Raw genomic sequence first — 24,938 nt, 5'->3', positions numbered from 1 at the left:
AAATGGGTCCGTACCCTAGGGTGCGGACTCATAAATGAAGTCAATTTGGTTTGGATCGTTTTGACCAACTGCAAGGAGCGAAAGCGCAGGAAATGTGGTTCATTTTCAAGCCTTTCGCGACGTGGCAGATGGCCAAAACGGCCAAATCCGGAGGACGGCAAAATGGCCTCACCTCGCAGCGTCACCGCGCTTGACCGGGCATAAAGCCCGCTCTGCACACGCTTCCTCGCGAGACTTTGCCATTTCTGCCGCCAAATCGGCTTCATTTATGGGTCCGTACCCTAGAGCAGCTACCGCGCCCGGCACAAGAGGAAGTCAGCGCGATCCGGAACCGCGCAACCCCAGATTTACAAGCGAAGACCAAAGCACTTTCTTCGGGCTCCGGCGCGCAGATGTTTCAGGTTCCTCGCCCATGGCATCACGAGACGGCCCTTTATCCCATGTGAGCGGCCAGGTCTGCCGCGTCGCATTTCCCGGAGCGGTTGCGGCGGCGATCGACCCGGTCACCTCGATCGGGATCGCGTCATTTTCCGAAGATGCCAGACGCAGATCCCAGGTATTGAAGGCAGGCACGAGACGGGGGACCGCGTCAGGGCGATGTTCGATGACCGAGAAATGCCCCGGCGCAAGACGGCCGATGTTTGCGAGCAGAAAAAAGTCGGCGATCCGGGCGTCGAAACGGGCTCGGACATAGTCCACCTGGCTGAGAAGCAGTTCCCGCTCGCCGTCCAGGACATCAAGCAGCGCCCGTTGACCGCTTGCAAGTTCCACCTGCAGACCTTTGACCGCCCTCCTGTTTGCGGCAATTGCCTTTTTGCCTGCATCTGCCCGACGCCGCGCGGCAGCACGTTGTTGCATGGCACGGATAACGTCCTCGCGAATAATCTGCTGCGTGTCGTCAAGCAGATACTCTTCCGCTTCTGCGGTGTACTTCGCCCGGCGAACAGCCGCGATGTTGCGTCCACCGGCAAACAGGGGGGCTGTCACGCGCAGGCCGAGCCTGAATTCTTCGGTGTCCCGATCATCGAAGTTGTTCTGAAATCCGTTTTCCCACGCGCTTTCGAGCGCAACGCGCGGCAGCATGTCGCCAACGGACGCTCTGGCCGCATATCGGGCTGCGCGCGCATCCGCTGTCGCCGCACGGACGGACGGATTGTTTTGCAGGGCGATTGAGATCGCCTCGTCCTGATTCTTCGGCAGCAGGGACGCCGGAACCGCCGGCCAGCCGAGTTTATGCGGTTTTTGTCCGGTCAACCGTTCGTAAAGTGCTTCGGACGCGTGAAGGTCGCCGATGGCCTGATCCGTGTTGCCTTGTGCTTCCGCAAGCCGTGCCTGGGCCTGTTCCGTATCGGTCCTTGTTGCATCTCCCGACTCGAAGCGGGTTCGCGTCGCAGTGATTTCCCTCTGGACGACGGCCGTGTACGCCTTCAGGCGGCTGACGATCTCACGGTCCCGGACAACCCTCAGATAGGCATCGGCCGTGTCGAGCATGAGGGTTTGCTCCACGCCAATGAGCTGGTTGCGGCCGGACGCCGCCTCTTCGTGAGCCTGGTTCAGGCGGCTCACGCCCGCCAGGCCCTGAAAGAGCGTCTGCGACAGGGTGAGCGTCAATTCGTGGGAGAACTCGCTGCCCTGACTGTTGCTGTTTTTGTAGTTGTAGGCGTTGTTTTCGGCGAGATAGGACCCAGACAGGTTTGGCAGGAATTCGGATCGCGCTGTCCAGACCCCCTGGTTTGTTGCGCGATATCGGGAACGCTCGGCCTTCAGCCGCGGATTGACCGCGTATGCCGCGGACATTGCATCTTCGAGAGAACCTGCAAGTCCCGGGGAAACGGCGAGCACCAACCCGATCAGAGTCAGCCCGGTCATGGTCGCAAAATTGCCTCTGCCCTCTCCCGGGAGCGATTGAGTATGGAATGCAAATGTCATTTCAACGCCATCTTTGTATTGGCGAAAAAGGTAAATTTACATCGTTAAGCAATGGTAACCAGCAAAGTTAATTTACTTAAAAAACAATGTAAAAATCTAGAAACATTAAATATTGATCCATTTATCCGCTAATTTCGCTCTTTCTCTCATCAAATATGACAATATGATCTAAATCAAGAAAGACGTGGCGTCCGGTTTTTCGAATATTACGCTCGGTAATATTTTAGGAAGTTGAATTCTGTGAGAATTTTTCGAGGCTAGACTACGTGTTAAGTTGTTTTTGTTTGGTCGTTTTGTAGCTCTGACGCATCCTTGGATGCGCGCATCAACGCGTTCAAGAGCACTTTTTCCGATGCTCGTGCACGTGTTTCGCCCAATCGCCCTCTTGCGAAAATTCGCGATCCGTCATGCGCATCGGTGCCGTACGCGCAATATGCATAAACCGTTAAGACCCTGGCGGGTGGAATCGTCCAAATCCGCAGTCCAAATTCGCGATTACACTGAATTGTTTCAGTATTTTTTACGATGCATTTTTGAAGTCATTTTTCTTTTCTGTAGCGTAATCAATGTGTTGGGCGAAAATGACTCCCGGATTCGGCGTATCTTTTCCAGACTCCGTCTCCTTTGACTAAAATTTTATTGGTATTATTATCAATGCTGAATGGAGTTGTTTGCAAGAACATGAGTGTCCGGCCAGGCCACTCCAGCATGGCGGTCCGGGCAAGCCGTCAAAACTGAAATCGTGTTCTGAAAGCCTCCGCAATGTTAGCGAAAGTCAAGTCGACGCGGGTCGAAAGTGCCTATGACCGTCTTAAGGACGAGATCCTGCGCGGCATCCTGCCGCCCGGATATCAGGCACCGGAGCCCGACATAGCCCAGCGGCTCGGCATGAGCAGGACGCCTGTCCGGGAAGCCTTGATCCGGCTCGAGGCTGAGCGGCTTGTTGACCTGATTCCGAGACGGGGTGCGCGCGTTGTCGCGATATCGCAAAAGGATTTCCGGGAAATTTTCGAGATCCTGGCCGTGCTTGAAAGCCTTGCAGCAGACGCGGCAGCGCGTCTCGACAGCTTGAGCGATCCGTTGCAGGACATTCATCGCGTCATGGAAGACGGGGAAACGGCGCTTCGTGCCAATGACATAGCGGCCTGGGCGCACCTTGACGACACCTTTCACCGCCTCATTGCGGGCCTGTCGGGAAACGACAGATTGAACGCCGAGATCTGTGGCCTTCTGGATCAGGTGTTCAGGGCGAATGCAGTGTTGCTGCGGCTGAACAAGGCACCGGCCGCGCGTGACACGACGCATTGCAAGATCGTGGAGGCGATAGCCGCCGGTGAGGCGCAGCAGGCTGCCGAGCTTGCAAAAGCACATCGTCTGAGCGGCTTGAAAACGATGAATGTTCTTCTGGCCAACAGTGGTCTGTCGCAGGTCTGAGGCTGACGTTCGAACCGTTTTCCTTCAACGATCGGGTGCCGGGCCGGTCGATTGGCCGACGATAAGCTCCGCATCGAGATGGAGCGATGACGGCTCGCGTTCCGGGTCGGCGATATGGTCCAGAAGCAGTTCCGCGGCCCTTTGGCCGGCATAGCGCACAGAAGAACGCGTACAGGTGAAGATCGGGACTTCGCCGCTGTTCGGCAAGAACGACAGGGCATCGTCATGCGTTATGATCGACACGTCCTTGCCGGTCTCCAGTCCGCACTGGCCGATGGCGCGGGCAACGCCAATGGCTGAAATCATTGACGACACGAGAAACGCGGTCGGCGGGTTGGCGGACCTGAGCATTTCCATTGCATTGTCGCAGCCATAGGGTTCCGTCATGTCGGAACTGCGCATGATCCCGGTGTCGGGCGCAAGTCCCCTGGCAGCCAGTGCGTCTTCAAAGCCCACGCGCCGCCGGCGTGCGAAATCCATGTGCTCAAGACCGTTCAGGAGGGCGATCCGCTTGTGGCCGAGATCCAGAAGCAGGTTCGTTGCGCGTTCGAAGGCGCGGCGATTGTTCATGTCGACCCAGGAAGTTTCGTTCTCGGCCCCGGGGATGCGGCCGTGCACCACAAAGGGAAGGTTGATTTCCCGGAGCAGCCGGTGCCGGCTTTCATCCGCCGCCGGGCCATGAATGATGACGCCATCGGCCTTCTTGCGGGAAGCGATCTGACGGTATGCGTCTTCCTCATGATCGTCTTCAACCACGGAGATGATCATGTCATAGCCGTGCTTGGAGTAGGTTTCACCCGCACCGGCAATGAACTCCAGAAAGATCGGGTTCATCATCTCGTGGATCGAGCGCGGGATCACATGACCTATTGCCATTGAGCGGCCGGTCGCAAGACGCCTGGCCTGACTGTTCGGCGCGTAGCCGAGTTTTTCCGCCATCTCGGCAACCCTGCGCCGTGTTTCGGCGCTGACCTCCGGGTAGCCGTTCAAGGCACGGCTGACGGTCGTCTGCGAAAGTTGCAGCCGATTGGACAATTCCTTCAGATTTACACCCTTGCTCATTCTTGCCCAAAACGCTTTGAAAGCGCCCTCCCATCAGGCTGTTATTGAAACGCAACATTAATTCGTGAGTTGTTCGCTTGACAAGTCCGAAGCGGAACGACATGTTTAAGGCAAATCCAAAGCGGTTTGGATGCCGGGTTCCGGTTGGTTTGCTGCATGAGGGAGGAGCCTCGGTATTGCTGCCGGCGGGTAAGGTGTGCCACTTTAAATGGAATGTCCCATCAAGGGGACAATCTGGGAGGACTGAAATGAAATCACGTTTGATGGCCTGCGCGGCCGGTTTGGCGCTGAGCGTTTCGCTGGGACTGGGAAGTGCCTCGGCGGAACTGAAATTCCCTCCGGGCGAAGGCCCTTTCAACTGGGACAGCTACAATGCCTGGGCGGAAAGCGCGCCTGATCTTTCGGGTCAGACCGTGACGATCGCAGGCCCGTGGCTGCAGCCGGAGGACGGCTACTTCCGGAGCGTGCTGGCCTATTTCACCGAGGCGACCGGAGCAGAGGTCATCTATACCGGTTCCGACTCCTTCGAGCAGCAGATCGTGATTGATGCGGAAGCGGGCGCTGCACCGAATATCGCCGTCTTCCCGCAGCCCGGTCTGGCGTCGGACATGGCATCGCGCGGTCTTCTTCAGCCGCTCCCCGAGGGCATGGCAAGCTGGGTTGGCGACAATTACGGCGCGGGCGAAAGCTGGGTGAACCTGGGCACCTACAAGGATGCCGACGGCAACGACGAGCTTTTCGGTTTCTTCTACAACGTCAACGTCAAGAGCCTCGTCTGGTATGTGCCGGAAAACTTCGAGGATGCTGGGTATGAAGTGCCGGAGTCCATGGAGGACCTGAAAGCGCTGACCGAGCAGATCGTTGCCGACGGCGAAACGCCTTGGTGCATCGGTCTCGGATCCGGCGCTGCGACCGGATGGCCGGCGACCGACTGGGTGGAAGACATGATGCTCCGCACCCAGCCGGCAGATGTCTACGACCAGTGGGTATCGAATGAAATTCCGTTCAACGATGAGCGCGTTGTTGCGGCCATCGAGGAATTCGGCTGGTTTGCCCGCGATGACGACAAGGTTGCCGGTGGCGCCGATGCCGTCGCTTCGACCGACTTCCGTGACAGCCCGAAAGGCCTGTTCTCCTCGCCGCCGCAGTGCTACCTGCACCGTCAGGCCTCCTTCGTGCCGGCCTTCTTCCCGGACGGGGTCGAGTTCGGCGCGGATGTGGACTTCTTCTATTTCCCTGCCTACGCGGAAAAAGATCTCGGCAATCCGGTCCTGGGCGGCGGTACGCTCATGGCCATCACCAAGCCGTCCGATGCGACCACGGAACTGATGAAGTTCTTCCAGCTTCCGCTGTCACATGAAATCATGATGGCTCAGACCGGCTTCCTGACGCCGCACAAGGGCGTCAATCTCGATGCGTATCTGAACGACACGCTTCGGGGCCAGGGTGAAATCCTGATCAATGCGACGACTTTCCGCTTTGACGGGTCCGACCTGATGCCGGGCGGTGTCGGTGCCGGCACATTCTGGACGGGTATGGTTGACTACACCGGCGGCAAGGATGCTGCCGACGTCACCAAAGAGATCCAGGAAAGCTGGGACGCTCTCAAGTAATGCTTTGCCGGCCGTCTGTCCGAGTGGCAGACGGCCGGATGCTTCAGGCAAGACGTCGCCAGCTTCGCGCGTTGGCCTGAACAGACAAGTGTTGTCCGGCTCGACCGGAAAAGCTCCATAATGACATCTGGGATGGAACGGCCATGTTTGCGGATAACCCGGCACTCCTCGGGTTGGCGACCATCGTTATCGGCGTCGGTGCCTGCCTTGGTTACTTCTTCTTTTCGAACGTAGTTCTGGACAAGATTATCTTTCCGGCATCCGGACCGAATGCGGGCCGGAACATCAACCGGGCCAATATGGTGCGGCCGTGGCTGTTTCTGTTTCCAGCCCTTTTCGCGCTGCTGCTCTATCTCGCCTACCCCGTGTTCGAAACCCTGCGCCTGTCGCTGACGGACCGGGATCAGGGCGGCGCTTTTGTCGGATTTGCCAACTACAGCCAGATGATGGCGGAGCCAAAATTCTGGGAAGCCGTGCGCAACAACATGCTCTGGCTGATTGTGGTTCCGGCCGTCTCAACTGCATTCGGCCTGCTCGTCGCGCAGCTGACCGACCGGATCAGATGGGGCAATCTTGCGAAATCCCTCATTTTCATGCCGATGGCGATTTCCTTCGTCGGTGCGTCGGTCATCTTCAAGCTGATCTATGACACCCGGCCGGAAGACCAGAACCAGATCGGTATCCTGAACGCCGTCTGGCTGAAATTCGACGGCGGTATCGGGTCGGTCCTGATGCTGCAGGTGCTGCCCTCGATGCTGCTCATCGGTTTCATCGTCATCGTTGCTTCCGTCGCCTGGTCTTTCGCACGCGGCATCATTGCCAAGGGCGAAGACAAGTCGGTCTGGCTGCTGCCGCTCCGCCTCCTCGTTGCCGGGGGCGCGCTCTGGCTGATCTGGGTTTCCGTCGGCTCGCTTATCGGGCTTTGGATCGGCGAACTGCCCTATGGAGAAGCCCAGACCTGGCTGACCGTGCCGATGTGGAACAACTTCTTCCTGATGGTCGTGCTGATCTGGATCCAGACCGGGTTTGCGATGGTGATCCTCAGCGCCGCCCTGCGCGGCATTCCGGAGGAAACCGTCGAGGCTGCCATTATCGACGGAGCCAATCCGTTCCAGATTTTCTTCAAGATCAAGGTCCCCCAGATCATGGGCACGATCGTGGTCGTCTGGACCACGATCACACTCACCGTCTTGAAGGTCTTCGACATCGTCTTCGCGATGACCAACGGCCAGTGGGAGACGCAGGTCCTGGCCAATTACATGTACGACAAGCTGTTTCGCGCCAATGACTGGGGCGTCGGTTCCGCAAGCGCGATCGTCATCATGCTGCTGGTAACACCGATCCTCGTCTGGAACGTCTACAACGCGCGCAAGGAGATGAGATAATGGCCACGATCGCCGGCAAAAAATCCGGGCTGGTTTGGGCAGTCCACATTTCCGTCGTCTTCCTCGTTCTCCTCTGGCTGTTTCCGACGATCGGCCTGTTCGTGTCGTCGTTCCGGACCGCCGACCAGATTTCCAGTTCCGGCTGGTGGGCTGCGCTGTTCGAATCCGAACAGAACGAGGTCTATCGCGCCGCTGATCCGGACGACAACCGTGTGGCCGACGGCGACATGTTCGTCGTGACCGGCAATATCTTCGAAGGTGAGCCGCGCGAGATCCGGGCCTGGGGCATTTCGTCCAGGAACGTCTCGGCATTTCAGCCCGGTGAAACCGCGGAGATGAAGGATGGCGAAAACGTCACGCTCGACGCTGACGGCAACTACGTCTGGCGCGGCAACGACAAGCAACTCTCCGGGCGCGGACAGCGTATCTTCATAACCGCAACGGTTCCGCCCGAATTCACTTTCGACAACTACCGAACGATCCTGTTTTCGGGCTCGGGCCAGGACAACATGGCCAAGGCGTTCTTCAACACGCTGACCGTCACGATCCCGGCAACGATCATCCCGATCGTGGTGGCCGCCTTTGCCGCCTATGCGCTTGCCTGGATGGAGTTTCCGGGCCGTGCATTGCTGATCGCGGCCGTTGTCGGTTTGCTCGTGGTTCCCTTGCAGCTGGCGCTCATACCGCTGCTGCGGCTGCATCTGGGCATCGGGATCGGCAAGGGCTATCTCGGTGTCTGGCTCGCACACACGGCCTTCGGCATGCCGCTCGCCGTCTACCTGCTGCGAAACTACATGGTCGGGCTCCCAAGGGATATCATCGAGAACGCCAAGGTCGATGGGGCGACCGACTTCCAGATCTTTACCCGGATCATCCTTCCACTCAGTTTTCCCGCCCTCGCATCCTTTGCCATCTTCCAGTTCCTGTGGACCTGGAACGACCTTCTGGTCGCAAAGGTGTTCCTGATCGATGCGACGGGTTCGACAACGGTCATGACCAACCAGATCGTGGAACTGCTTGGTACCCGCGGCGGCAACTGGGAAATCCTGGCCACGGCAGCCTTCGTCTCGATCGCGGTGCCACTCGCCGTTTTCTTTGCGATGCAGCGGTATCTGGTGCGAGGTCTCCTTGCAGGATCGGTCAAGTAACATGAACAAGAAACACATTGGGGAGCAGCCGGCATGACCTCCTTGTCCTTGAAAGATGTCAGCAAATCATATGGCGAAGTCGAGGTGCTGCGGAACATCGACCTCGAAATCGAGCAGGGCGAACTGATCGTCTTCGTTGGTCCGTCCGGCTGCGGGAAATCCACGCTGCTGCGCATGATCGCCGGGCTGGAAAAGATCACGGGTGGAACGCTCGAGATCGATGATGTCGTGGTCAATGATGTGCCGCCCGCGCAGCGCGGCATTGCGATGGTGTTCCAGTCCTATGCGCTCTATCCGCATATGACGGTCTACGACAACATGGCCTTCGCCCTCAGACTGGCGCACAAGTCGAAGGAAGAGATCGACACGGCCGTCAAGAGCGCAGCCGAAACGCTTCAGCTGACGCAGTATCTCGACCGTCTGCCGAAAGCGCTTTCAGGCGGGCAGCGCCAGCGCGTCGCCATCGGCCGGTCCATCGTGCGTGATCCCAAGGTGTTCCTGTTCGATGAACCGCTTTCCAACCTGGATGCAGCGCTCAGGGTGGCCACACGGATCGAGATTGCGCAGCTCAAGGAGAGCATGCCGGAAAGCACGATGATCTACGTCACCCACGACCAGGTGGAAGCGATGACGCTGGCAAGCCGGATCGTGGTGCTGCACGGCGGCAATGTCGAACAGTTCGGGGCTCCCCTGGACCTTTATGAACGTCCCGCCAACACCTTCGTTGCGCAGTTCATCGGGTCACCCGCCATGAACCTGATCACGGCGGAAGTGACGGCAACGGGTAACGTGACCTCGGTGAAAATGGCCGATGGCGGGCACGCCGATGTGCCGATTGCCTCGCGCGACGGCGATATCGCCGATGCCGTCAAGCTCGGCGTGCGTCCCGAGGATCTCACGGTCACCGACAGCGACGACTATCTCGTGTCGGCTGAAGTCGAGATCGTGGAAGCGCTCGGAGAAACGACGGTGCTTTACTTCAAGTCGCAGAACGGCGGCGAAGCGCTCATTGCCAAGCTGCCGGGCATTCACAAGATCGACAAGGGCACGACGATCCGCCTCACGGCGGTTCCGGAAAAGCTGCATCTGTTCGACAGCGAAGGCAGATCGTTCCTTTACCGGTAATCCGGGCGCACCGGCTGCCGCCTATTTCCGGTGCCACGCGCATTGTGTCCGCACCTGAAAAACGGGATAGGGGTTGGGGAGAGCTGCCCCGTCTGCCCTCGCATCCGTCTTTCAATGATCCGCAGGTTGCCAGAGCAGCCTTCAGGCGGCCTATTGTTACCAAACCTTGGTCTGATGACGCGGGACTGACGCCCAGCGTTGCTTGCCTGTCCTGTCAGCAAGCGCCGTTTTCCGCCAGTCTTGCGCGATTTTCACATCTGATCGTTTTTGTCATATCATTTTCATATGAACGTCGAACTATGTTCATATGAAAATGGTGTATGGTGTTTCAAGAGCGGTTTGCCTCGCTGCCGTTCAAGTGACATCTAACAAAACCACGCCGGTTCCGGCTGGTTTGGGCAATGGGCACAGACACAGATGCGCACCTTGGGCCAAATAGAAATTTCCAAACGCCAGGCCGAGATCACCGATCTCGTGCAGAAGACCGGGTTCGCGTCCGTCGAGGACCTTGCCGAGCGTTTTGACGTGACGACGCAGACCATACGGCGGGACGTCAACGGGCTGTGTGAACTTGGCATGCTGCGCCGGACCCATGGGGGCGTCGAACCTCCGGCGCCTGCCTCCAACATTCACTACTCGACCCGTCAGATCCTCAACCTGCGCGAAAAACAGCAGATCGCGAGACTGGTAGCGGACCGGATCAAGAACCATCAGTCGCTGGCCTTTTCCATCGGGACGACACCGGAGATCGTGATGCAGGCATTGGCGGGTCACGAGAAACTGGCGATCTTCACAAACAATCTGAATGTCGCCTTTACCGCGTCCAGCAACCCATCGTTCCAGGTGACGATCGCAGGTGGCCGGCTCAGGCATGGCGACCGCGATATTCTGGGCTCTGCGGCGCAGGACTTCTTTTCAAACTACAAGGTGGATATCGGTGTCTTCGGTGTTGCCGGCGTCGACGAGGACGGGACCCTGCTCGACTTTCATGAAGACGAAGTCGCGGCACGGCAATCCATCTTGAAGAACTGCCGCCAGTCCTGTCTGGTCCTGGATCACAGCAAGTTCGGGCGCACTGCGCATGTCCGGGGCGGGCATCTCAAGGATGTCGACGCCGTTTTCTGCGACCGCCCGATTCCCGCTGTATTCCTTGAAAGCCTCAAGGGCACCAACACGGACGTTTTCGTAGCGGACCAGGAGGGCGCGGCGTGATGGCGAAACCTGCGCTTGAGATTTCCGGCAAGCCGATCACGCTTGAAAGTGTGTCGCGGTCCTGGGGAGAGACGGTGGCCGTCGACAATCTGTCCATCGAGGTGCCGGCCGGATCGTTCACAGCGTTGCTTGGCCCCTCCGGATGCGGCAAGTCAACCACGCTGCGCATGATCGCGGGGCTGGAAAGCGTCAGTGCGGGCCGCATCCTGATCGGCGGTGACGACGTCACCGGGAAGCCGTCGTCCAAGCGCGATCTTTCCATGGTGTTTCAGTCCTACGCGCTGTTTCCCCATCTGAGCGTTGCCGAAAACATCATCTTCGGACTGAAGGTTCGGCGCGTGAGCCGCGCAGAGCGCGATGAACGCCTGAAGCGGGTTGCCGATCTTCTGGGTCTGTCGCTGCTGCTCGAGCGCAAGCCGGGTCAGCTTTCGGGCGGACAGCAGCAGCGTGTTGCGCTGGGCCGCGCGATCATCGGCGAGAAACCGATCTGCCTCATGGATGAGCCGCTGTCCAACCTCGACGCCAAGCTCAGGCACGAGATGCGCCTGGAGATCCGGTCCCTGCAGCAGCAGCTCGGCTTTACCATGGTGTATGTCACGCACGACCAGGTGGAAGCGATCACCATGGCCGACCAGGTCGTGCTCCTGAACGAGGGGCAGCTGGAACAGGCAGCGGAGCCGCGCGAGCTCTACGAGAAACCGGCCAGCCCCTTCGCCGCGAAATTCATCGGAACACCGCCGATGAACCTTTTTCCGGCCAATGCGTTCAAGAAACTGTCGACTGCACCGGATTTCCAGCTCGGCATTAGGCCCGAAGCGATGCATCTCGCCGAAGACGGGCCCGTAACGGCGGACATCCGGGCCGTCGAGTATCTGGGTGCGGACATTCTGGCCGATTGCGTCGTTGCGGAGACCTCCTTTCAGGTCCGGTTGCCGACAAACCGCGCCGTAGCTCCGGGGCAATCGATCCAGCTGGGATTCGAACCCGATGCCCTTCACGTTTTCGACGCCGATACGGGCCGGCGACGGGACGACCTTGTGACCGAATTCGGAACGCTGTTGCGTTCCTGACCGACTGCGCGCGCCTGCGTAGATCAGCCGCAATGTTGCGGATGTTCAAACCTTAGGAAGTATTGAGATGTTGAAGTCCACTTTCCTGAAAGCCGTTGCGGCAACGGCTCTTACGTTCAGCACCTGGGCGTCCGCTCAGGCCGTTGACCTGCAATTTTATTTCCCGGTCGCCGTCGGTGGCACGGCCGCTGAAACCATCCAGGAGCTGACGAATGAATATGTCGCTCAGAACCCGGATGTGAACATCGATGCTGTCTACGCCGGTTCCTACCAGGACACGGTGGCCAAGGCCATTACCGCATCGCGCGGCGGCAACCCGCCCCAGCTCTCGGTGATCCTGTCCGTCGACATGTTCACGCTGATCGACGAAGACCTGATCGTACCGTTCGACGACTATCTTTCGGGCGATGAAGACAAGAAATGGATCGAGGGCTTCTACCCGGCATTCATGGAAAACAGCCAGACCGGCGGCAAGACCTACGGCATTCCGTTCCAGCGCTCCACGCCGGTGCTTTACTGGAACAAGGAAGCTTTCAAGGAAGCCGGTCTCGATCCGGATGTCGCGCCTGAAACCTGGGACGAAATGGTCGACTTCGGCAAGAAGCTGACCAAGAAGGACGCCAGCGGCAATGTCACCCAGTGGGGCGTGCGCATTCCCTCATCCGGTTTTCCGTACTGGCTGTTCCAGGGTCTGGCCATCCAGAATGGTGCGATCCTTGCCAATGCCGACGGCAACAAGACCAATTTCGACGACCCGAAAGTTGTCGAAGCGCTGCAGTATCTGGTCGACCTGAGCACCAAGGACGAGGTCATGGCCCCCGGCATCATCGAATGGGGCGCGACACCGAAAGCGTTCTTCGAGGGTCAGACGGCCATGATGTGGACCTCCACCGGCAACCTGACAAACGTGCGCAACAACGCACCGTTCGATTTCGGTGTTGCCATGCTTCCGGCCAAGGAAACCCGCGGGGCCCCGACCGGCGGCGGCAACTTCTACCTGTTCAAGGGTGCTTCCGATGAGCAGTCCAAGGCGGCGGTCGAATTCGTGAAGTGGATCACCGCTCCGGAACAGGCCGCGAAGTGGACCATCGCAACCGGCTATGTCGCTCCGCGTGCAGAGACCTGGGACACGGAAACGATGAAGGCCTACACGGCCGACTTCGCTCCGGCCCTGGTCGCCCGCGACCAGCTGGAGTTTGCGAAGGCGGAACTGTCCACCTTCCAGAACCAGCGCATCACCGGCCTCTTCAACGACGCCCTGGCGTCCGCGATCACCGGACAGAAAGACCCTGCCACCGCGCTGAAGGAAGCGCAGGAACAGGCTGACAAGATCCTGGCCGAGTATCGCTAGGAACATGTCAAGGCGGAGCGCCACCCCACGTAGGCGCTCCGCATTTCGTTGACTGAATTCAACGTTCGGAATGAGACGACGATGCGGGACTTGAAACTGAAGCGGGACTGGATCCACGGATGGCTGCTGCTGCTGCCGGCGCTGGTGTTTCTGTTTGCCTTCACCCACATTCCCGCCGTCACGACCCTGATCAACAGTTTCTTTTCAACTCCGCGCGGCCGCAGGTCGGCGAAATTCATCGGCCTCGACAACTACGACCGCATGATCAACGACCCGGTGTTCTGGAAAGTGCTGTGGAACAATCTCTGGTTCGCCCTTGGCACGATCCCGGCTTCCGTCGCGCTGGCGATTGTCATGGCGCTATGGGTCAATGACAAACTGGCCGGACGCAGTTTCGTGCGCATGGCCTATTTCACCCCCACCGTCCTGCCGCTGATCGCCGTCGCCAATATCTGGCTGTTTTTCTATACGCCCGGGTTCGGACTGTTCGACCAGATCACGGGGTTCCTGTTCGGATGGCCAGCCAGCAACTATCTCGGCAATCCCGAAACCGCGCTCAACGCGATCATCGTGGTGACCGTCTGGAAGGAAGCCGGGTTCTTCATGATCTTCTACCTCGCGGCCCTGCAGGCAATTCCCGTCTCGCTGAAGGAGGCGGCGCAGATTGAAGGGGCAGGGCGCTGGACGATCTTCTGGCGCATCACCTTTCCGCTGCTGATGCCGACAACCCTGTTTGTCTGCGTCAATGCGGTGATCAATTCCTTCCGCCTGGTGGATCATATCTTCATCCTGACGGACGGGGGCCCTGACAACGCCTCCGCGCTTCTGCTCTTTTACATCTACGAAGTCGCTTTCCGGTTCTGGGAAACGGCCTATGGCGCGACGCTGACGGTCGCCCTGCTTGCCCTGCTGTCCCTGCTTGCGATCGGACAGTTCTTCTTCTTCGACCGGAAGGTGCATTACAAATGACCGGCTCTTCCGACCTGTTCGACCGCTCGCTCAACACCATTGCCGCCTGGGCTCTGGCGCTGCTCTGGGTCCTGCCGCTTGCCTATGCGGTCTGGACCGCGTTTCACCCGGCCGCCTACGAGGCGAGGTTTGAGCTCTTCGCGCCGCTGACGCTGGAAAATTTTGCAAAGGCCTGGGATGCGGCTCCCTTTGCCCGCTATTTTCTGAACACGTTCATTCTGGTGACGATGATCCTGGCGGGGCAGTTCTTCCTTTGCACCCTGGCGGCCTTTGCCTTTGCCCGGTTCGAGTTTCCCGGGCGCAACATCCTGTTCGCACTGGTGCTGCTTCAACTGCTGGTGATGCCGGATATTCTGATGGTTGAGAACTACAAGACCATGCGGCTCCTCGATCTCGTCGACACGATTCCGGCCATTGCCTTGCCCTATATCGCCTCGGGTTTCGGCATCTTCCTGCTGCGCCAGACTTTCATGACCATCCCGAAAGAGCTGGACGAGGCGGCTCGCATCGAAGGGGCTTCCGTTCTCGGTGTTCTTTGGAAGGTCTATATCCCGCTCGCCAAACCGACCTATCTCGCCTATGGCCTGGTGTCGGTCAGCCACCACTGGAACAATTTCCTGTGGCCGCTGATCGTGACCAATTCGGTGGAGACGCGGCCGGTCACGGTTGGCCTGAGCATCTTTTCGGCCATTGACAGCGGCATCGAATGGTCCGTGATCAACGCGGCGACCCTGATGACCTCGGGTCCGCTTCTGATCGCGTTTCTTCTGTTCCAGCGGCAGTTTGTCCAGAGCTTCATGCGCGCCGGCATCAAATAAAAATTCCTGGCGGCAATCGGCCGGATCTTCGGAAATTTTCGCGCGGAAGCGGGTTTTGAAAGCGGTAGGTATCATCTGCCCGCTGCCGGTCTCAGTCGATAGGATGATTGACGGGCGCGACATTCATGCTATTAACTTAATGCGAATTTAAATGGATTTAAATTGCAGAAATCAGCGGCTTTTTGCAAAGTTGTCTGCTGCGATTCCCCCGGGAGGAAACCTGTGTCCAAAACTTTTCTGGCCGTTGGCGAGTGCATGGTCGAGATGGCTCCGACCGCTCAAGGCACGTTTGCCATGGGATTTGCCGGCGACACGCTGAATACGGCCTGGTACGCCCGCAAGTGCCTGCCTTCAGACTGGAAGGTCGGCTACTGCACAGCGGTTGGCCGCGACCAGGTTTCGGACCAGATGCTGGATTTCCTCAAACAGTCCGGCATTGCCGTCGATACGGTTCGGCGGCTCGACGACAGGACCGTCGGACTTTACATGATCCAACTCAAGGATGGTGAGCGCAGCTTCGCCTATTGGCGCTCCCAGGCCGCCGCGCGCCAGCTTGCTGCGGACATCGACCATCTGCAAAAAGCCGTTGCCGAGGCCGCCCTGATCTATTTCAGTGGCATCACGCTGGCAATCCTGCCGGAGCGGGACCGGGACACCTTTTTCAGCGCGTTGAAAGCGGCCCGCGCGCGGGGAGCGAAAACGGCATTTGACCCGAATTTGCGTCCGCGCCTGTGGGAATCGGAAGACATCATGCGCGCCTGTGTCACGGAGGCGGCCGGTCTGTGCGACCTCGTCATGCCGTCCTTTGAAGACGAACTGGCGCATTTCGGAGATCCGACGGCAGAAGTGAGTGCCGACCGCTACCTGGCCGCGGGAGCAAACATGGTCGTGGTGAAGAACGGGCCGGAAGAAGTCATCTGTGCGTCCGGTGAAAGCCGGGAGGCCTTCCAGCCCAAGCCCGTCGCGAACATTGTCGATACAACCGCTGCCGGAGACAGTTTCAACGCGGCATTCCTTGCCGAGTTCCTGGTCAGCGGCAAGATCGCAGCCAGCGTTGATGCAGGCGCACGGCTTGCCGGAACGGTGATCCAGCACCGTGGCGCCCTGGTGGACTGCTTCGAGCCCGCCTGAGCGGAGATCAAACCGTGTGGGCGTCCGGCGCGGTCACCGTGGACTCATCCAGATTGAGACCCTCGAATTCCTTGACCGTGCTGAGGCTGAGCAGGGTCTTCATTTGTGCCACGGACGGGATCTGTGAAAGTCTGCCTCTGTAGAGTTTCTCGTACGCCGCCGTGTTCTTTGTCATCAGCCTGATCAGATAGTCGAATTCGCCCGAAATCAGGTGGCATTCCAGGACTTCCGGCATGCGCGCGATTTCGTCCTCGAATGCCAGCGCGTCCTCCCTGCGCGGACTGGTCAGTTTCACCTCGATGAAGACCTGCATTTCCAGGTTCAGCGACGCCCGGTCCAGCCGGACCGTATAGGCCTCGATAATCCCGCTCGATTCCAGAAGTTTGACCCGCCGGTGGCATGCCGACAGGGACAGTCCAACCTGCTCGGACAATCGCGCCATCGAAATGCGGCTGTTTTTCTGCAAAATCGAAAGTATTTTCTGATCAAGCCGATCCATCGTAAGAATTCCGAAAAATTTGCGATATTTCGATAATTATTGAGAAAATTTCTGAATTCAATTGAAAAATGAGAACCTTTCCTTTGCAACGTGGGATATCGTTTCCTCTACGGCATGGGGCCGTTGAAAAGGGGAACCTAAATGAACAAGAAAATAGTCGTCGGCTACGACGGCAGCAGCGCATCGGACAACGCGGTCGATTTCGCTGTTAACTTGGCAAAGGCCAGTCAAGCGGGGCTTGTGATTGCACATATACTTGAATGGTCGCCCTACACATTCCTGACGCCCAACGAAATTGAAGAACGGCACGCGCGCAGGACCGAGGAACTGGAACGTGCGCACAAGGCCGTGCTCGATCCCGTGATGCAGAAGCTCTCAAAGGACGGCGTGGAAGCGACATCCGAACTTCGTTACGGGCACATTGCCGAAACGCTGATCAAGATTGCCGACGCGGACGGTGTCGAGCAGATCGTGATCGGCCGGACGGGGCATTCGCAGCTTTCCACCCGGGTCTTCGGATCCGTCGCGGGCAGCCTGGCGCAAGCGGCACCCGTGCCGGTGACCATCGTTCCATAAGACTTCCAGGGGCTCAGAAAAATGAAAAAATCCTTCGCGGCGGCTCTTGCCGCATCCATTGTCCTTGCCTGCACACTGCCGGCGATGGCGCAATCAATCGACGAACAGGTCAACACGCTGTTCGCCAATTCAACCGGCTGGTTCGTCAGCTTCATCTTCAGCCCGTTTCCCGGAACGTCGTTCCCATGGATCGTCGGCTGGCTGGTGATCGCGGCAACCGTCTTCACGATCTACTTCGGATTTATCCAGTTCCGTGCGTTTCCACATTCGATCGCGCTGGTGCGCGGGGACTATTCGGACCCGGAAGACGCTGGTGAGGTCAGCCATTTCCAGGCGCTGGCGACGGCCCTTTCAGGCACAGTCGGTCTCGGCAACATTGCCGGTGTGGCGGTTGCCGTGGGCATCGGCGGTCCGGGCGCGACCTTCTGGATGATCCTTGCCGGGCTCATGGGCATGGCCTCCAAGTTCACCGAGTGTACCCTCGGCGTGAAGTACCGGAACGAATTTCCTGACGGCACGGTTTCCGGCGGACCGATGTACTACATGACCAAGGGTTTCGAGGAGCGCGGGCTGCCGGCGGGCAAGATCCTTGCCGTGATGTTCGCGATCTTCTGTATCCTGGGTGCATTCGGCGGCGGCAACATGTTCCAGGCCAACCAGGCGCATGCGCAGATCGCCAACGTTGTCGGAGACTATCCGGGCTGGATCACCGGTCTCATCTTTGCCGCCATCGTCTTTGCGGTCATCGTCGGCGGCCTCAAGTCGATTGCTTCGGTCACGGAAAAGGTCGTGCCGTTCATGGGCGTGCTCTACGTTCTGACGGCGCTTGTCATCCTGCTGATGAATGCGGACAAGATCGGTTGGGCTTTCGGGCAGATCTTTGAAGGTGCCTTCACCGGTCTCGGTGTTGCGGGCGGCTTTGTCGGTGCACTCATCCAGGGCTTCAAGCGGGCGGCATTTTCCAACGAGGCAGGTGTCGGCTCAGCCGCGATCGCGCACTCGGCGGTTCGGACAAAGGAACCGATCACGGAAGGGTTCGTGTCGCTTCTGGAGCCGTTCATCGATACCGTCGTGATCTGCACCATGACCGCGCTGGTCATCATCATCACGGGGCAGCTGGTCTCCGATCCGGAAACCGGTCTCTACGTGCTCAACGAAGCAGGTTCCGCAATCCAGACCGTTGACGGAAATTCGGGTGTCGCTCTGACGTCTGCCGCCTTCTCGTCGGCGTTCGGATGGTTCCAGTACGTGCTGGCCGTTGCCGTGGTGCTGTTCGCCTTCTCCACCATGATCAGCTGGTCCTATTACGGGTTGAAGGCCTGGACCTTCCTGTTCGGCGAGGGCAAGACCAAGGAACTGGTCTTCAAGGTCATCTTCTGCATCTTCGTCGTCATCGGCGCGGCTGCGAGCCTCGGCCCGGTCATCGACTTCTCCGATGCGGCGATCTTCGCCATGGCGGTCGTCAACATCGTGGCGCTTTATGCCTTGATGCCGATCGTCAAGCGGGAGCTGAATAGCTACCTGACGCGGCTGAAGAGCAACGAAATCAAGAAGTTCACCTGATTTCACAGCGCCGCTCAGGCCTTGCCTGAGCGGCTTGCCAGCCGACAAGGCACCGGGCCGGCCCGATCTTCGGGCCGGCCCGTCTTCGTTCCGGCCAAAGGACCGCAATTGCATAATCGTTCACGCGTCGCGCTGCGCGATCCAGTCATGGTCCGGGTGATTCTTGAAGCGCCATTTGCGCATGGGACCGGCCATGACATTGAGATAGTACATTTCGTAGCCATACGGCGCGCCGCAGGGGTGGTGCCCTTTCGGAACAAGAACCACGTCGTGGCTGTTCATGGAGATGGTCTCGTCGAGGGCCCCGTCCTCGGTGAAGACGCGCTGGTGACCGTAGCCCTGATCCGGATTGAGACGGTGATAGTAGGTCTCTTCCAGATAGGTCATGTCCGGAAAATTGTCCTCGTCATGCCGGTGTGGCGGATAGGATGACCAGTTCCCCTGGGGCGTGAACACTTCCGTCACCAGGAGGCTGTCGGCAACGTCGCTCTCTTCCATGGCGATCGGGAAGATGTAACGGGTGTTGGCGCCCTTGCCACGGGTGACCTTTTCCGGAACCGGCAACACGCGCGCCTCGTGTCCACCCTTGCCGGGGGCGGTACAGACACCGATGGTGCAGTCAGTCGTCGCCGTTGCGGTCCAGTCCGTGCCATTCGGCACATAGACGCTGTGCGGCGGCAGTTGCTCGAACACGTTCATGCGTTCGCCCTGCTCACCGAAGTCCTTTCCGCCGGCGGAGATCGACGCCTTGCCCTCGACCATCACCAGGATGACTTCCAGGCTGACGGTCTTCTCCGATACGCTTTCTCCGGCGCGCAGCCGGTAAAGACCGAAGCCGACATATCCCCAGCCTTGGGACTTAGGCCCTTTGGCGCTCTCGATGGTGATGTCGTGAACCTTGCCGGAGGAGCCCGACGGTTTGCGCAGAAGATCGCTCATCTCAATTCCAACTCGCTTGCAATAGCCTTGAGCGTTTTCAGCCCCATGCTCTGATACTTGAACGGATTGTGGACGTCCGGGTCCTGTTCCGCCTCGATCACGATCCAACCCTTGTAGTCCGCCTCTTTCAGGATCTGAAGAAGGGGCGCGAAATCGATGCCGCCCTCCTCGTCGCCAGGAACCGTAAAGACACCGGCCCTGACACCATCCATGAAGGATTTCTTTTTGTCGCGAATATCGTTCATGACGGCCGGCCGCACGTTCTTGGCGTGAAAATGGCCGAGCCGGTCGATGTATTTCTGCAAGACCGGGGCCGGGTCTTCCCCCCACGTGCCGAAGTAACAGTGCCCGGCATCAAACAGAAGCTTTGTCGCCGGTCCCGTTGCCGCCATGAAGGCGTCGATTTCGGCAAGGGTTTCAACGACAGTGCCCATATGATGGTGGTAGACGAGATCTATGCCCTGGGCCGCACAGAAGGCGGCGAGTTCCTCCACCTTTGCGCCGAAAGCCCTCATCTCCTCGCTGGTCAACACCGGGCTGGTCGAGATGTCGACATCGGATCCCTGGATGGTGTTGGACGTCTCGCAGGCAATGCAGACCTTGCAGCCATTGTGCTTCAGCTTGTCGAGATGCGGCTGGATCACCTTCTTCTCGTCCTCGACCGTCTGTGCCAGCAGGTTGAGCGAGTACCAGCCGGAAATGAATTTCAATCCATGACTTCCGAGCAGCTGTTTCAACTCTTCCGGATCGTGCGGCCAGCGGTGGCCGTTCTCGATGCCGTCAAAGCCGATTTCCGATGCCTCGGACAGGATCTGTTCCGTCGGAATATGGGCTCCGAGCGTCTGGTCGTCGTCATTGGCCCAGGCTATGGGATTTGCGCCGAATAGGATCATGGCATTTGTCCTGTAACGTTCCTTGCAACGTTCTTTGGTTTGGCTTTTGACCGGGAACCTCATCCTGAGGAAGCGCGACAGCGCTGTCTCGAAGGATGCATCTTCCGCATAGGCGTCTATCACTTATCCTTCGAGACGGGCCTTGTGGCCCTCCTCAGGATGAGGTTTTCGGTTTGATTGTCTTTCTTTGCTTCCAGATATCAATCCGCTGCCCGCTGATCTTTCAGGGCGGTGATATAACCCTCCCGCGCGCTCATCACCTGTTCCCGCGTGGAGACTTCCGGCACGGCCACATCCCACCAGTGCCCGCCGCCGGCCTCGCCGGGACCGTGCATCGGGTCGGTGTCGATCACGATCACCGAGGGGATCTCACGCTCGCGTGCCGCCAGGATCTCCGCTTCAAGACCGGCAATGTCCTTTGCCTTGACCGCATGCGCACCCATCGCGGCAGCGTGGGCAACGAAGTCGATGTCCGGCTGGGCCTCGACGTTGCTCGTCCGGTAGAGATTGTTGAACTGGGCTCCGCCGGTGCCCATCTGCAGCCGGTTGATGCAGCCGAAGCCGCGATTGTCGGTCAGGACCACCGTGAAGGGAACGCGGCGCATGACCGCCGTCGCCAGTTCGGAATTGGCCATCATGTAGGAGCCGTCGCCGACAAAGCAGACCACGTCCCGGTCCGGCTGGGCGAGCTTGATGCCCATGGCACCGGCAATCTCGTATCCCATGCAGGAGTAGCCGTATTCCATGTGATAGCCGCCCTGCGGTGCCTGCCACAGAAGCTTCAGCGCGCCGGGCATGGTGCCGGCTGCGCAAATGGCGATTGTGTTTTCCGTCGCAGTGCGCTGGACGGCACCGATCACCTCGGCGTCGAGCGGCAGGTAGCCGTCCGGAACGTCTGTCCTGGCGCTGCAATGGGCATCGACTTTGGCCAGCCAGTCGAGGCGGGACTGCGGGTCGAAGGCGTTGCCCTGATGGTCTCCCAACGCTGACGACAGCCGCTCCAGGCAGACCTTTGCGTCGCCGACGACACCGACCGCGCCATGCTTGTCCGCGTCATAGCCCTGAACGTTGATGGAAACGAGCTTCCGGCCCGGGTTCTTGAAAAGCGCCCATGACCCGGTGGTGAAATCCTGAAAGCGCGTGCCGATGCCGATCACGAGATCGGCGGCTTCCGCCAGCCTGTTCGCGCTTTCCGCACCGTCGACACCGGCGGCACCGAAATTCATCGGGTGCGCCTGGGCAAGTGCGGACTTGCCCGCCTGTGTCTCGATCACCGGGATGCCGTGGCGGGTGGCGAAGTCGGACAGCGTTGTCTCCGCTTCGGAATAGACGACGCCGCCGCCGCACACGAGCACGGGTGCCTTAGAGGCCCTGATCAGTTCCGCGACATCGGCGACATCGCGGCTGTCCGGTTCAGGGCGGCGGATGCGCCAGATCCTCGGCTCGAAGAAGCTTTCCGGATAGTCGAAGGCCTCGGCCTGGGTGTCCTGGCAGAAGGACAGGGTGACTGGACCGCAGGCAGCCGGATCGGTCAGGACACGAAAGGCGCGCGGCAGCGCGGTCAACAACTGCTCCGGCCGCGCGATCCGGTCGAAATAGCGGGACACCGGACGGAAGCAATCATTGGCCGACACGGTGCCGTCGTCAAAATCCTCCACCTGCTGCAAGACCGGATCAGGCGCCCGGTTGGCAAAGACATCGCCGGGGATCAGCAGAACGGGCAGGCGGTTCACATGGGCAAGCGCTGCGGCCGTGACCATGTTGGTGGCTCCGGGGCCGATGGAAGATGTCACCGCCATGGCGCGGCGGCGCTTCCTGGCCTTGGCATAGGCGATGGCCGTATGGGCCATGGTCTGCTCGTTCTGGCCGCGCCAGGTCGGCAACTGATTGCCCGCCTGTTCCAGCGCTTCACCGAGACCGGCGACATTGCCGTGGCCGAAGATCGCCCAGATCCCGTCGATGAAACGCTCGCCGTCTTCGCTCATCTGGGCCGCAATGTAGCGGACCATCGCCTGGGCGGCCGTGAGGCGGATCGTCTTCATGCCGGTTCTCCCTGCCGGGTGCCGAGCTGCGCTTCGTCACGCGCCTTGTCCCAGATCCGGCACAGGCGCGCAAAACGGTTCGACATGTCTTCGACGGCTGCTTCGTTGCTGATCTTTCCGGACAGCCAGCCGCGCGCCGCGTCGCCGAAAATCGTGCGCCCGATGGCAAATCCCCTCACCAGGGGGAAGCGAGCGGCCTGAGCGAAGCTTTCGGCCAGCTTGTCTTCCGGAGCATCAAGACCAAGCACCACGATACCGCGCGTGTAAGGGTCGTTTTGCGTGATGGCATCACAGGCTTTCGACCAGGCTTCCTGCGAGGTCATCGGTTCCAGCTTCCACCAGTCAGGGTAAATGCCGATCTCGTAGATGCGCCGGATGATCCGGGCTGTGGTGTCGTCATCGACAGGGCCGACCTTGGACGGAATGACTTCGAGCAGAAGTTCCAGGCGATTGCGGCGGCAGGCTGCGAAAAGCCGTTTCAGAACATCTTCCTGTTGCGCTCTCATCTGGTCGTCATCGTCGGGGTGACAGAAGCACAGCACCTTGACCACATGCCCGGCAGGCCATTCGCAGAGGCCGCCGAAGTCAGGGCCGATTTCAGGCTCAAGGGTCAGCGGGCGCGAGGCGGGCCATTCAACCGGATGCCCGATCCAGAGACCGGTTCCGGCGGCCCGGAACAGGGCGTCCTGGCCAAGGCGGCTGTCGCAGAGGATGCCGTAGCCGGGTTTGCCACCGGCCACTTTCTGGGCCGCGTCGAGACACAGGTTCTTGAAGAAGCCGATGTGTTCATGCGTGACGCCCGCCTCATCGGCCATCTGCTCAAGCTGGATGCGGTGGTCGAACGCAAACACGCGCATGGTCGACCAGTCGCCGCCGTGAATGTAGTGACGGTTTGTCGACCAGTGGATCTGTTCCAGCTCGGGATCCTTGCGCAGCGCCTTCGTCCCGACGCCGCGCTTCAGGAAGAACTGGAGTTCTTCCCAGCTCGGATAGGCCGGGGTGCAGCCGTGCCGGGAGACGGCAAAGGCACCGCAGGCGTTTGCGTAGGTGAGACTGGTCACCCAGTCCTCGCCGGTGATCCAGCCCTTGAGCAGGCCGGACATGAACCCGTCGCCTGCGCCCAGTACATTGAAGACCTCGATCGGGAAACCCGGACCGGAGACGCCCTCATCGAGACTGTCGGGTATCTCGCCTTCGAATGCGGACGCGCCCATCGGTCCGCGCTTGCAGACCAGTGTCGCACCGGACACCTTGCGCACATTCCTGAGCGCTTCGACGGTGTCGGTCGTGCCACCGGCAATGTGAAATTCCTCTTCCGTGCCGACGATGAGATCGAACAGGTGCAGGGTCGACTGCAGTTTTTCCGTGACCTTTGCCGACGCGATGAACCGGTTTTCACCGTCGCCGTGACCGGAAAGGCCCCAGAGGTTCGGGCGGTAATCGATGTCCAGCGCGGTGCGGTCACCGTTTGCGCGGGCAAGTGTCAGTGCCTTGATCACGGCCGCTTCCGTCTGCGGATGGCTCAGGTGCGTTCCGGTCGCCACGACGGCCTTCGCGGAGGCAATGAAGTCCGGATCGATGTCGTCTTCGCTGAGCGCCATGTCGGCACAGTTCTCGCGGTAAAATATGAGCGGAAACTGTTCCTGGTCGCGGATGCCCAGCAGAACAAGCGCGGTCAGGCGCTCCCTGTCGGTGACAACGCCGCGTGTCTCAACGCCATGGCGCTCAAGCTCCTCCAGGATGAAACGGCCCATGTGTTCGTCGCCGACACGGGTAATCACGGCCGATTTCAATCCGAGACGCGCGGTCCCGGTTGCCATGTTGGTCGGCGAGCCGCCGATATACTTGTTGAAGGACGACATGTCCTCGAGCCGGCCGCCCACCTGTGCGCCGTATAGATCGACCGAAGACCGGCCGATGGTGATGACATCGAGCTTTTTCACGTCACTCTTCCACTTTTTGAAAGGCCGTGGATGGTGCCACGGCCCTGTGCCGAAACGGATACTGAAGGCGTCCCCTAAACGGTACCTCCGAGGGATCCTTCGAGTTGCGCCATTTCCTGTCCTCCGGCCATGAGGTCCTGGAGCTGTTCGGGTGTTATCTCGCCGCGTTTTGCGGTTCCGAGTGTCTTGCCGCGGTTGAGGACGGTGAAGCGGTCGCCGACGGCGAGCGCATGTCG

20 protein-coding genes and 1 pseudogene are annotated in these 24,938 nt (G+C 59.5%); 13 read left to right on the top strand and 8 right to left on the bottom strand.

The annotated features are described in order from the left end of the window. Window positions 1-315: 315 nt before the first annotated feature. A complete protein-coding gene (locus tag RBB49_RS17535; protein ID WP_306144155.1) occupies window positions 316-1,869 on the bottom strand; it encodes a TolC family outer membrane protein in 1,554 nt (517 codons plus the stop codon). A gap of 822 nt (window positions 1,870-2,691) precedes the next feature. On the opposite strand from RBB49_RS17535, the gene RBB49_RS17530 reads away from it, so the two are divergent. Then, window positions 2,692-3,363, top strand: a complete 672-nt coding sequence (locus RBB49_RS17530) for a GntR family transcriptional regulator (RefSeq protein ID WP_306144154.1) — start codon at window positions 2,692-2,694, stop codon at window positions 3,361-3,363. Between the two features lie 24 nt (window positions 3,364-3,387). On the opposite strand, the gene RBB49_RS17525 is transcribed toward RBB49_RS17530, so the two are convergent. Next, window positions 3,388-4,425, bottom strand: a complete 1,038-nt coding sequence (locus RBB49_RS17525) for a LacI family DNA-binding transcriptional regulator (protein WP_306144153.1) — start codon at window positions 4,423-4,425, stop codon at window positions 3,388-3,390. A 248-nt stretch (window positions 4,426-4,673) separates the two neighbouring features. Between RBB49_RS17525 and RBB49_RS17520 the strand changes: the two genes are divergently transcribed. The 10 genes from RBB49_RS17520 to RBB49_RS17475 all read left to right on the top strand — a co-directional run bounded on the left by RBB49_RS17520 (window position 4,674) and on the right by RBB49_RS17475 (window position 16,247). After that, window positions 4,674-6,038, top strand: a complete 1,365-nt coding sequence (locus RBB49_RS17520; protein WP_306144152.1) for an ABC transporter substrate-binding protein — start codon at window positions 4,674-4,676, stop codon at window positions 6,036-6,038. 143 nt (window positions 6,039-6,181) lie between these two features. Further along, window positions 6,182-7,423 carry a carbohydrate ABC transporter permease gene (locus tag RBB49_RS17515; protein ID WP_306144151.1) on the top strand — a complete coding sequence of 414 codons (1,242 nt, stop codon included), beginning with the start codon at window positions 6,182-6,184 and terminating at the stop codon, window positions 7,421-7,423. Then, window positions 7,423-8,571, top strand: coding sequence for a carbohydrate ABC transporter permease (locus RBB49_RS17510; protein WP_306144150.1), 1,149 nt, complete (start codon window positions 7,423-7,425; stop codon window positions 8,569-8,571). The genes RBB49_RS17515 and RBB49_RS17510 overlap by 1 nt, the downstream gene beginning before the upstream one ends. Before the next feature lie 33 nt (window positions 8,572-8,604). Then, complete coding sequence (locus tag RBB49_RS17505; RefSeq protein ID WP_306144149.1) at window positions 8,605-9,696, top strand: ABC transporter ATP-binding protein; 1,092 nt, start codon at window positions 8,605-8,607, stop codon at window positions 9,694-9,696. Between the two features lie 426 nt (window positions 9,697-10,122). Further along, window positions 10,123-10,908: a DeoR/GlpR family DNA-binding transcription regulator gene (locus RBB49_RS17500; RefSeq protein WP_306144148.1), complete on the top strand. Its 786-nt coding sequence runs from the start codon at window positions 10,123-10,125 to the stop codon at window positions 10,906-10,908. Further along, window positions 10,908-11,978, top strand: a complete 1,071-nt coding sequence (locus RBB49_RS17495; RefSeq protein ID WP_306144147.1) for an ABC transporter ATP-binding protein — start codon at window positions 10,908-10,910, stop codon at window positions 11,976-11,978. Before RBB49_RS17500 ends, RBB49_RS17495 begins: the two co-directional genes overlap by 1 nt. Before the next feature lie 67 nt (window positions 11,979-12,045). Then, complete coding sequence (locus RBB49_RS17490) at window positions 12,046-13,329, top strand: ABC transporter substrate-binding protein (RefSeq protein ID WP_306144146.1); 1,284 nt, start codon at window positions 12,046-12,048, stop codon at window positions 13,327-13,329. Between the two features lie 81 nt (window positions 13,330-13,410). Next, entirely contained in the window at window positions 13,411-14,298 is an 888-nt protein-coding gene (locus tag RBB49_RS17485) for a carbohydrate ABC transporter permease (RefSeq protein ID WP_306144145.1), read from the top strand. Beyond that, window positions 14,295-15,116, top strand: a complete 822-nt coding sequence (locus RBB49_RS17480; RefSeq protein WP_306144144.1) for a carbohydrate ABC transporter permease — start codon at window positions 14,295-14,297, stop codon at window positions 15,114-15,116. Before RBB49_RS17485 ends, RBB49_RS17480 begins: the two co-directional genes overlap by 4 nt. Before the next feature lie 222 nt (window positions 15,117-15,338). Beyond that, the gene (locus RBB49_RS17475; RefSeq protein WP_306144143.1) at window positions 15,339-16,247 is read left to right on the top strand and encodes a sugar kinase; all 909 of its coding nucleotides are present in this window, start codon (window positions 15,339-15,341) and stop codon (window positions 16,245-16,247) included. A 7-nt stretch (window positions 16,248-16,254) separates the two neighbouring features. On the opposite strand, the gene RBB49_RS17470 is transcribed toward RBB49_RS17475, so the two are convergent. After that, a complete protein-coding gene (locus RBB49_RS17470) occupies window positions 16,255-16,746 on the bottom strand; it encodes an Lrp/AsnC family transcriptional regulator (RefSeq protein ID WP_306144142.1) in 492 nt (163 codons plus the stop codon). A 141-nt stretch (window positions 16,747-16,887) separates the two neighbouring features. Here RBB49_RS17470 and RBB49_RS17465 point away from each other — a divergent pair, with 141 nt between their 5' ends. Together RBB49_RS17465 and RBB49_RS17460 are read left to right on the top strand one after the other, a co-directional pair. Next, window positions 16,888-17,322 (top strand): universal stress protein, encoded by a 435-nt coding sequence (locus RBB49_RS17465; protein WP_306144141.1) that lies wholly within the window; start codon window positions 16,888-16,890, stop codon window positions 17,320-17,322. A 21-nt stretch (window positions 17,323-17,343) separates the two neighbouring features. Continuing rightward, window positions 17,344-18,885: a sodium:alanine symporter family protein gene (locus RBB49_RS17460; protein ID WP_306144140.1), complete on the top strand. Its 1,542-nt coding sequence runs from the start codon at window positions 17,344-17,346 to the stop codon at window positions 18,883-18,885. Between the two features lie 120 nt (window positions 18,886-19,005). Here the strand turns inward: RBB49_RS17460 and iolB are convergent, their stop codons facing one another. The 5 genes and pseudogenes from iolB to RBB49_RS17435 form a co-directional block, all read right to left on the bottom strand. Beyond that, complete coding sequence (gene iolB / locus RBB49_RS17455) at window positions 19,006-19,824, bottom strand: 5-deoxy-glucuronate isomerase (RefSeq protein ID WP_306144139.1); 819 nt, start codon at window positions 19,822-19,824, stop codon at window positions 19,006-19,008. Beyond that, window positions 19,821-20,717, bottom strand: coding sequence for a myo-inosose-2 dehydratase (iolE, locus tag RBB49_RS17450; protein WP_306144137.1), 897 nt, complete (start codon window positions 20,715-20,717; stop codon window positions 19,821-19,823). Before iolE ends, iolB begins: the two co-directional genes overlap by 4 nt. Window positions 20,718-20,917: 200 nt before the next feature. After that, window positions 20,918-22,759, bottom strand: a complete 1,842-nt coding sequence (gene iolD / locus RBB49_RS17445; protein ID WP_306144136.1) for a 3D-(3,5/4)-trihydroxycyclohexane-1,2-dione acylhydrolase (decyclizing) — start codon at window positions 22,757-22,759, stop codon at window positions 20,918-20,920. Continuing rightward, on the bottom strand, window positions 22,756-24,702 hold the full coding sequence (gene iolC, locus RBB49_RS17440; protein WP_306144135.1) for a 5-dehydro-2-deoxygluconokinase: 1,947 nt from the start codon (window positions 24,700-24,702) through the stop codon (window positions 22,756-22,758). Before iolC ends, iolD begins: the two co-directional genes overlap by 4 nt. Before the next feature lie 74 nt (window positions 24,703-24,776). After that, a pseudogene (locus tag RBB49_RS17435) lies at window positions 24,777-24,938 on the bottom strand (sugar ABC transporter ATP-binding protein); the annotation flags it as partial.

The organism is Roseibium sp. MMSF_3412 (assembly GCF_030733265.1).
GTDB lineage: Bacteria > Pseudomonadota > Alphaproteobacteria > Rhizobiales > Stappiaceae > Roseibium.
Note: the sequence above shows the minus strand (reverse complement) of the source record. Positions and strands in the feature narration are given on the sequence as shown.

Bases quoted from the DNA above. Each gene is read 5' to 3' on its own strand.
- RBB49_RS17525 (WP_306144153.1), bottom strand. From the start codon at position 4,425: ATGAGCAAGGGTGTAAATCTGAAGGAATTGTCCAATCGGCTGCAACTT.
- RBB49_RS17480 (WP_306144144.1), top strand. From the start codon at position 14,295: ATGACCGGCTCTTCCGACCTGTTCGACCGCTCGCTCAACACCATTGCC.
- RBB49_RS17510 (WP_306144150.1), top strand. From the start codon at position 7,423: ATGGCCACGATCGCCGGCAAAAAATCCGGGCTGGTTTGGGCAGTCCAC.
- RBB49_RS17495 (WP_306144147.1), top strand. From the start codon at position 10,908: ATGGCGAAACCTGCGCTTGAGATTTCCGGCAAGCCGATCACGCTTGAA.
- RBB49_RS17470 (WP_306144142.1), bottom strand. From the start codon at position 16,746: ATGGATCGGCTTGATCAGAAAATACTTTCGATTTTGCAGAAAAACAGC.
- RBB49_RS17505 (WP_306144149.1), top strand. From the start codon at position 8,605: ATGACCTCCTTGTCCTTGAAAGATGTCAGCAAATCATATGGCGAAGTC.
- RBB49_RS17490 (WP_306144146.1), top strand. From the start codon at position 12,046: ATGTTGAAGTCCACTTTCCTGAAAGCCGTTGCGGCAACGGCTCTTACG.
- RBB49_RS17520 (WP_306144152.1), top strand. From the start codon at position 4,674: ATGAAATCACGTTTGATGGCCTGCGCGGCCGGTTTGGCGCTGAGCGTT.
- RBB49_RS17465 (WP_306144141.1), top strand. From the start codon at position 16,888: ATGAACAAGAAAATAGTCGTCGGCTACGACGGCAGCAGCGCATCGGAC.
- iolE (WP_306144137.1), bottom strand. From the start codon at position 20,717: ATGATCCTATTCGGCGCAAATCCCATAGCCTGGGCCAATGACGACGAC.
- RBB49_RS17515 (WP_306144151.1), top strand. From the start codon at position 6,182: ATGTTTGCGGATAACCCGGCACTCCTCGGGTTGGCGACCATCGTTATC.
- iolB (WP_306144139.1), bottom strand. From the start codon at position 19,824: ATGAGCGATCTTCTGCGCAAACCGTCGGGCTCCTCCGGCAAGGTTCAC.
- RBB49_RS17485 (WP_306144145.1), top strand. From the start codon at position 13,411: ATGCGGGACTTGAAACTGAAGCGGGACTGGATCCACGGATGGCTGCTG.
- RBB49_RS17535 (WP_306144155.1), bottom strand. From the start codon at position 1,869: ATGACCGGGCTGACTCTGATCGGGTTGGTGCTCGCCGTTTCCCCGGGA.
- RBB49_RS17460 (WP_306144140.1), top strand. From the start codon at position 17,344: ATGAAAAAATCCTTCGCGGCGGCTCTTGCCGCATCCATTGTCCTTGCC.
- iolD (WP_306144136.1), bottom strand. From the start codon at position 22,759: ATGAAGACGATCCGCCTCACGGCCGCCCAGGCGATGGTCCGCTACATT.
- RBB49_RS17530 (WP_306144154.1), top strand. From the start codon at position 2,692: ATGTTAGCGAAAGTCAAGTCGACGCGGGTCGAAAGTGCCTATGACCGT.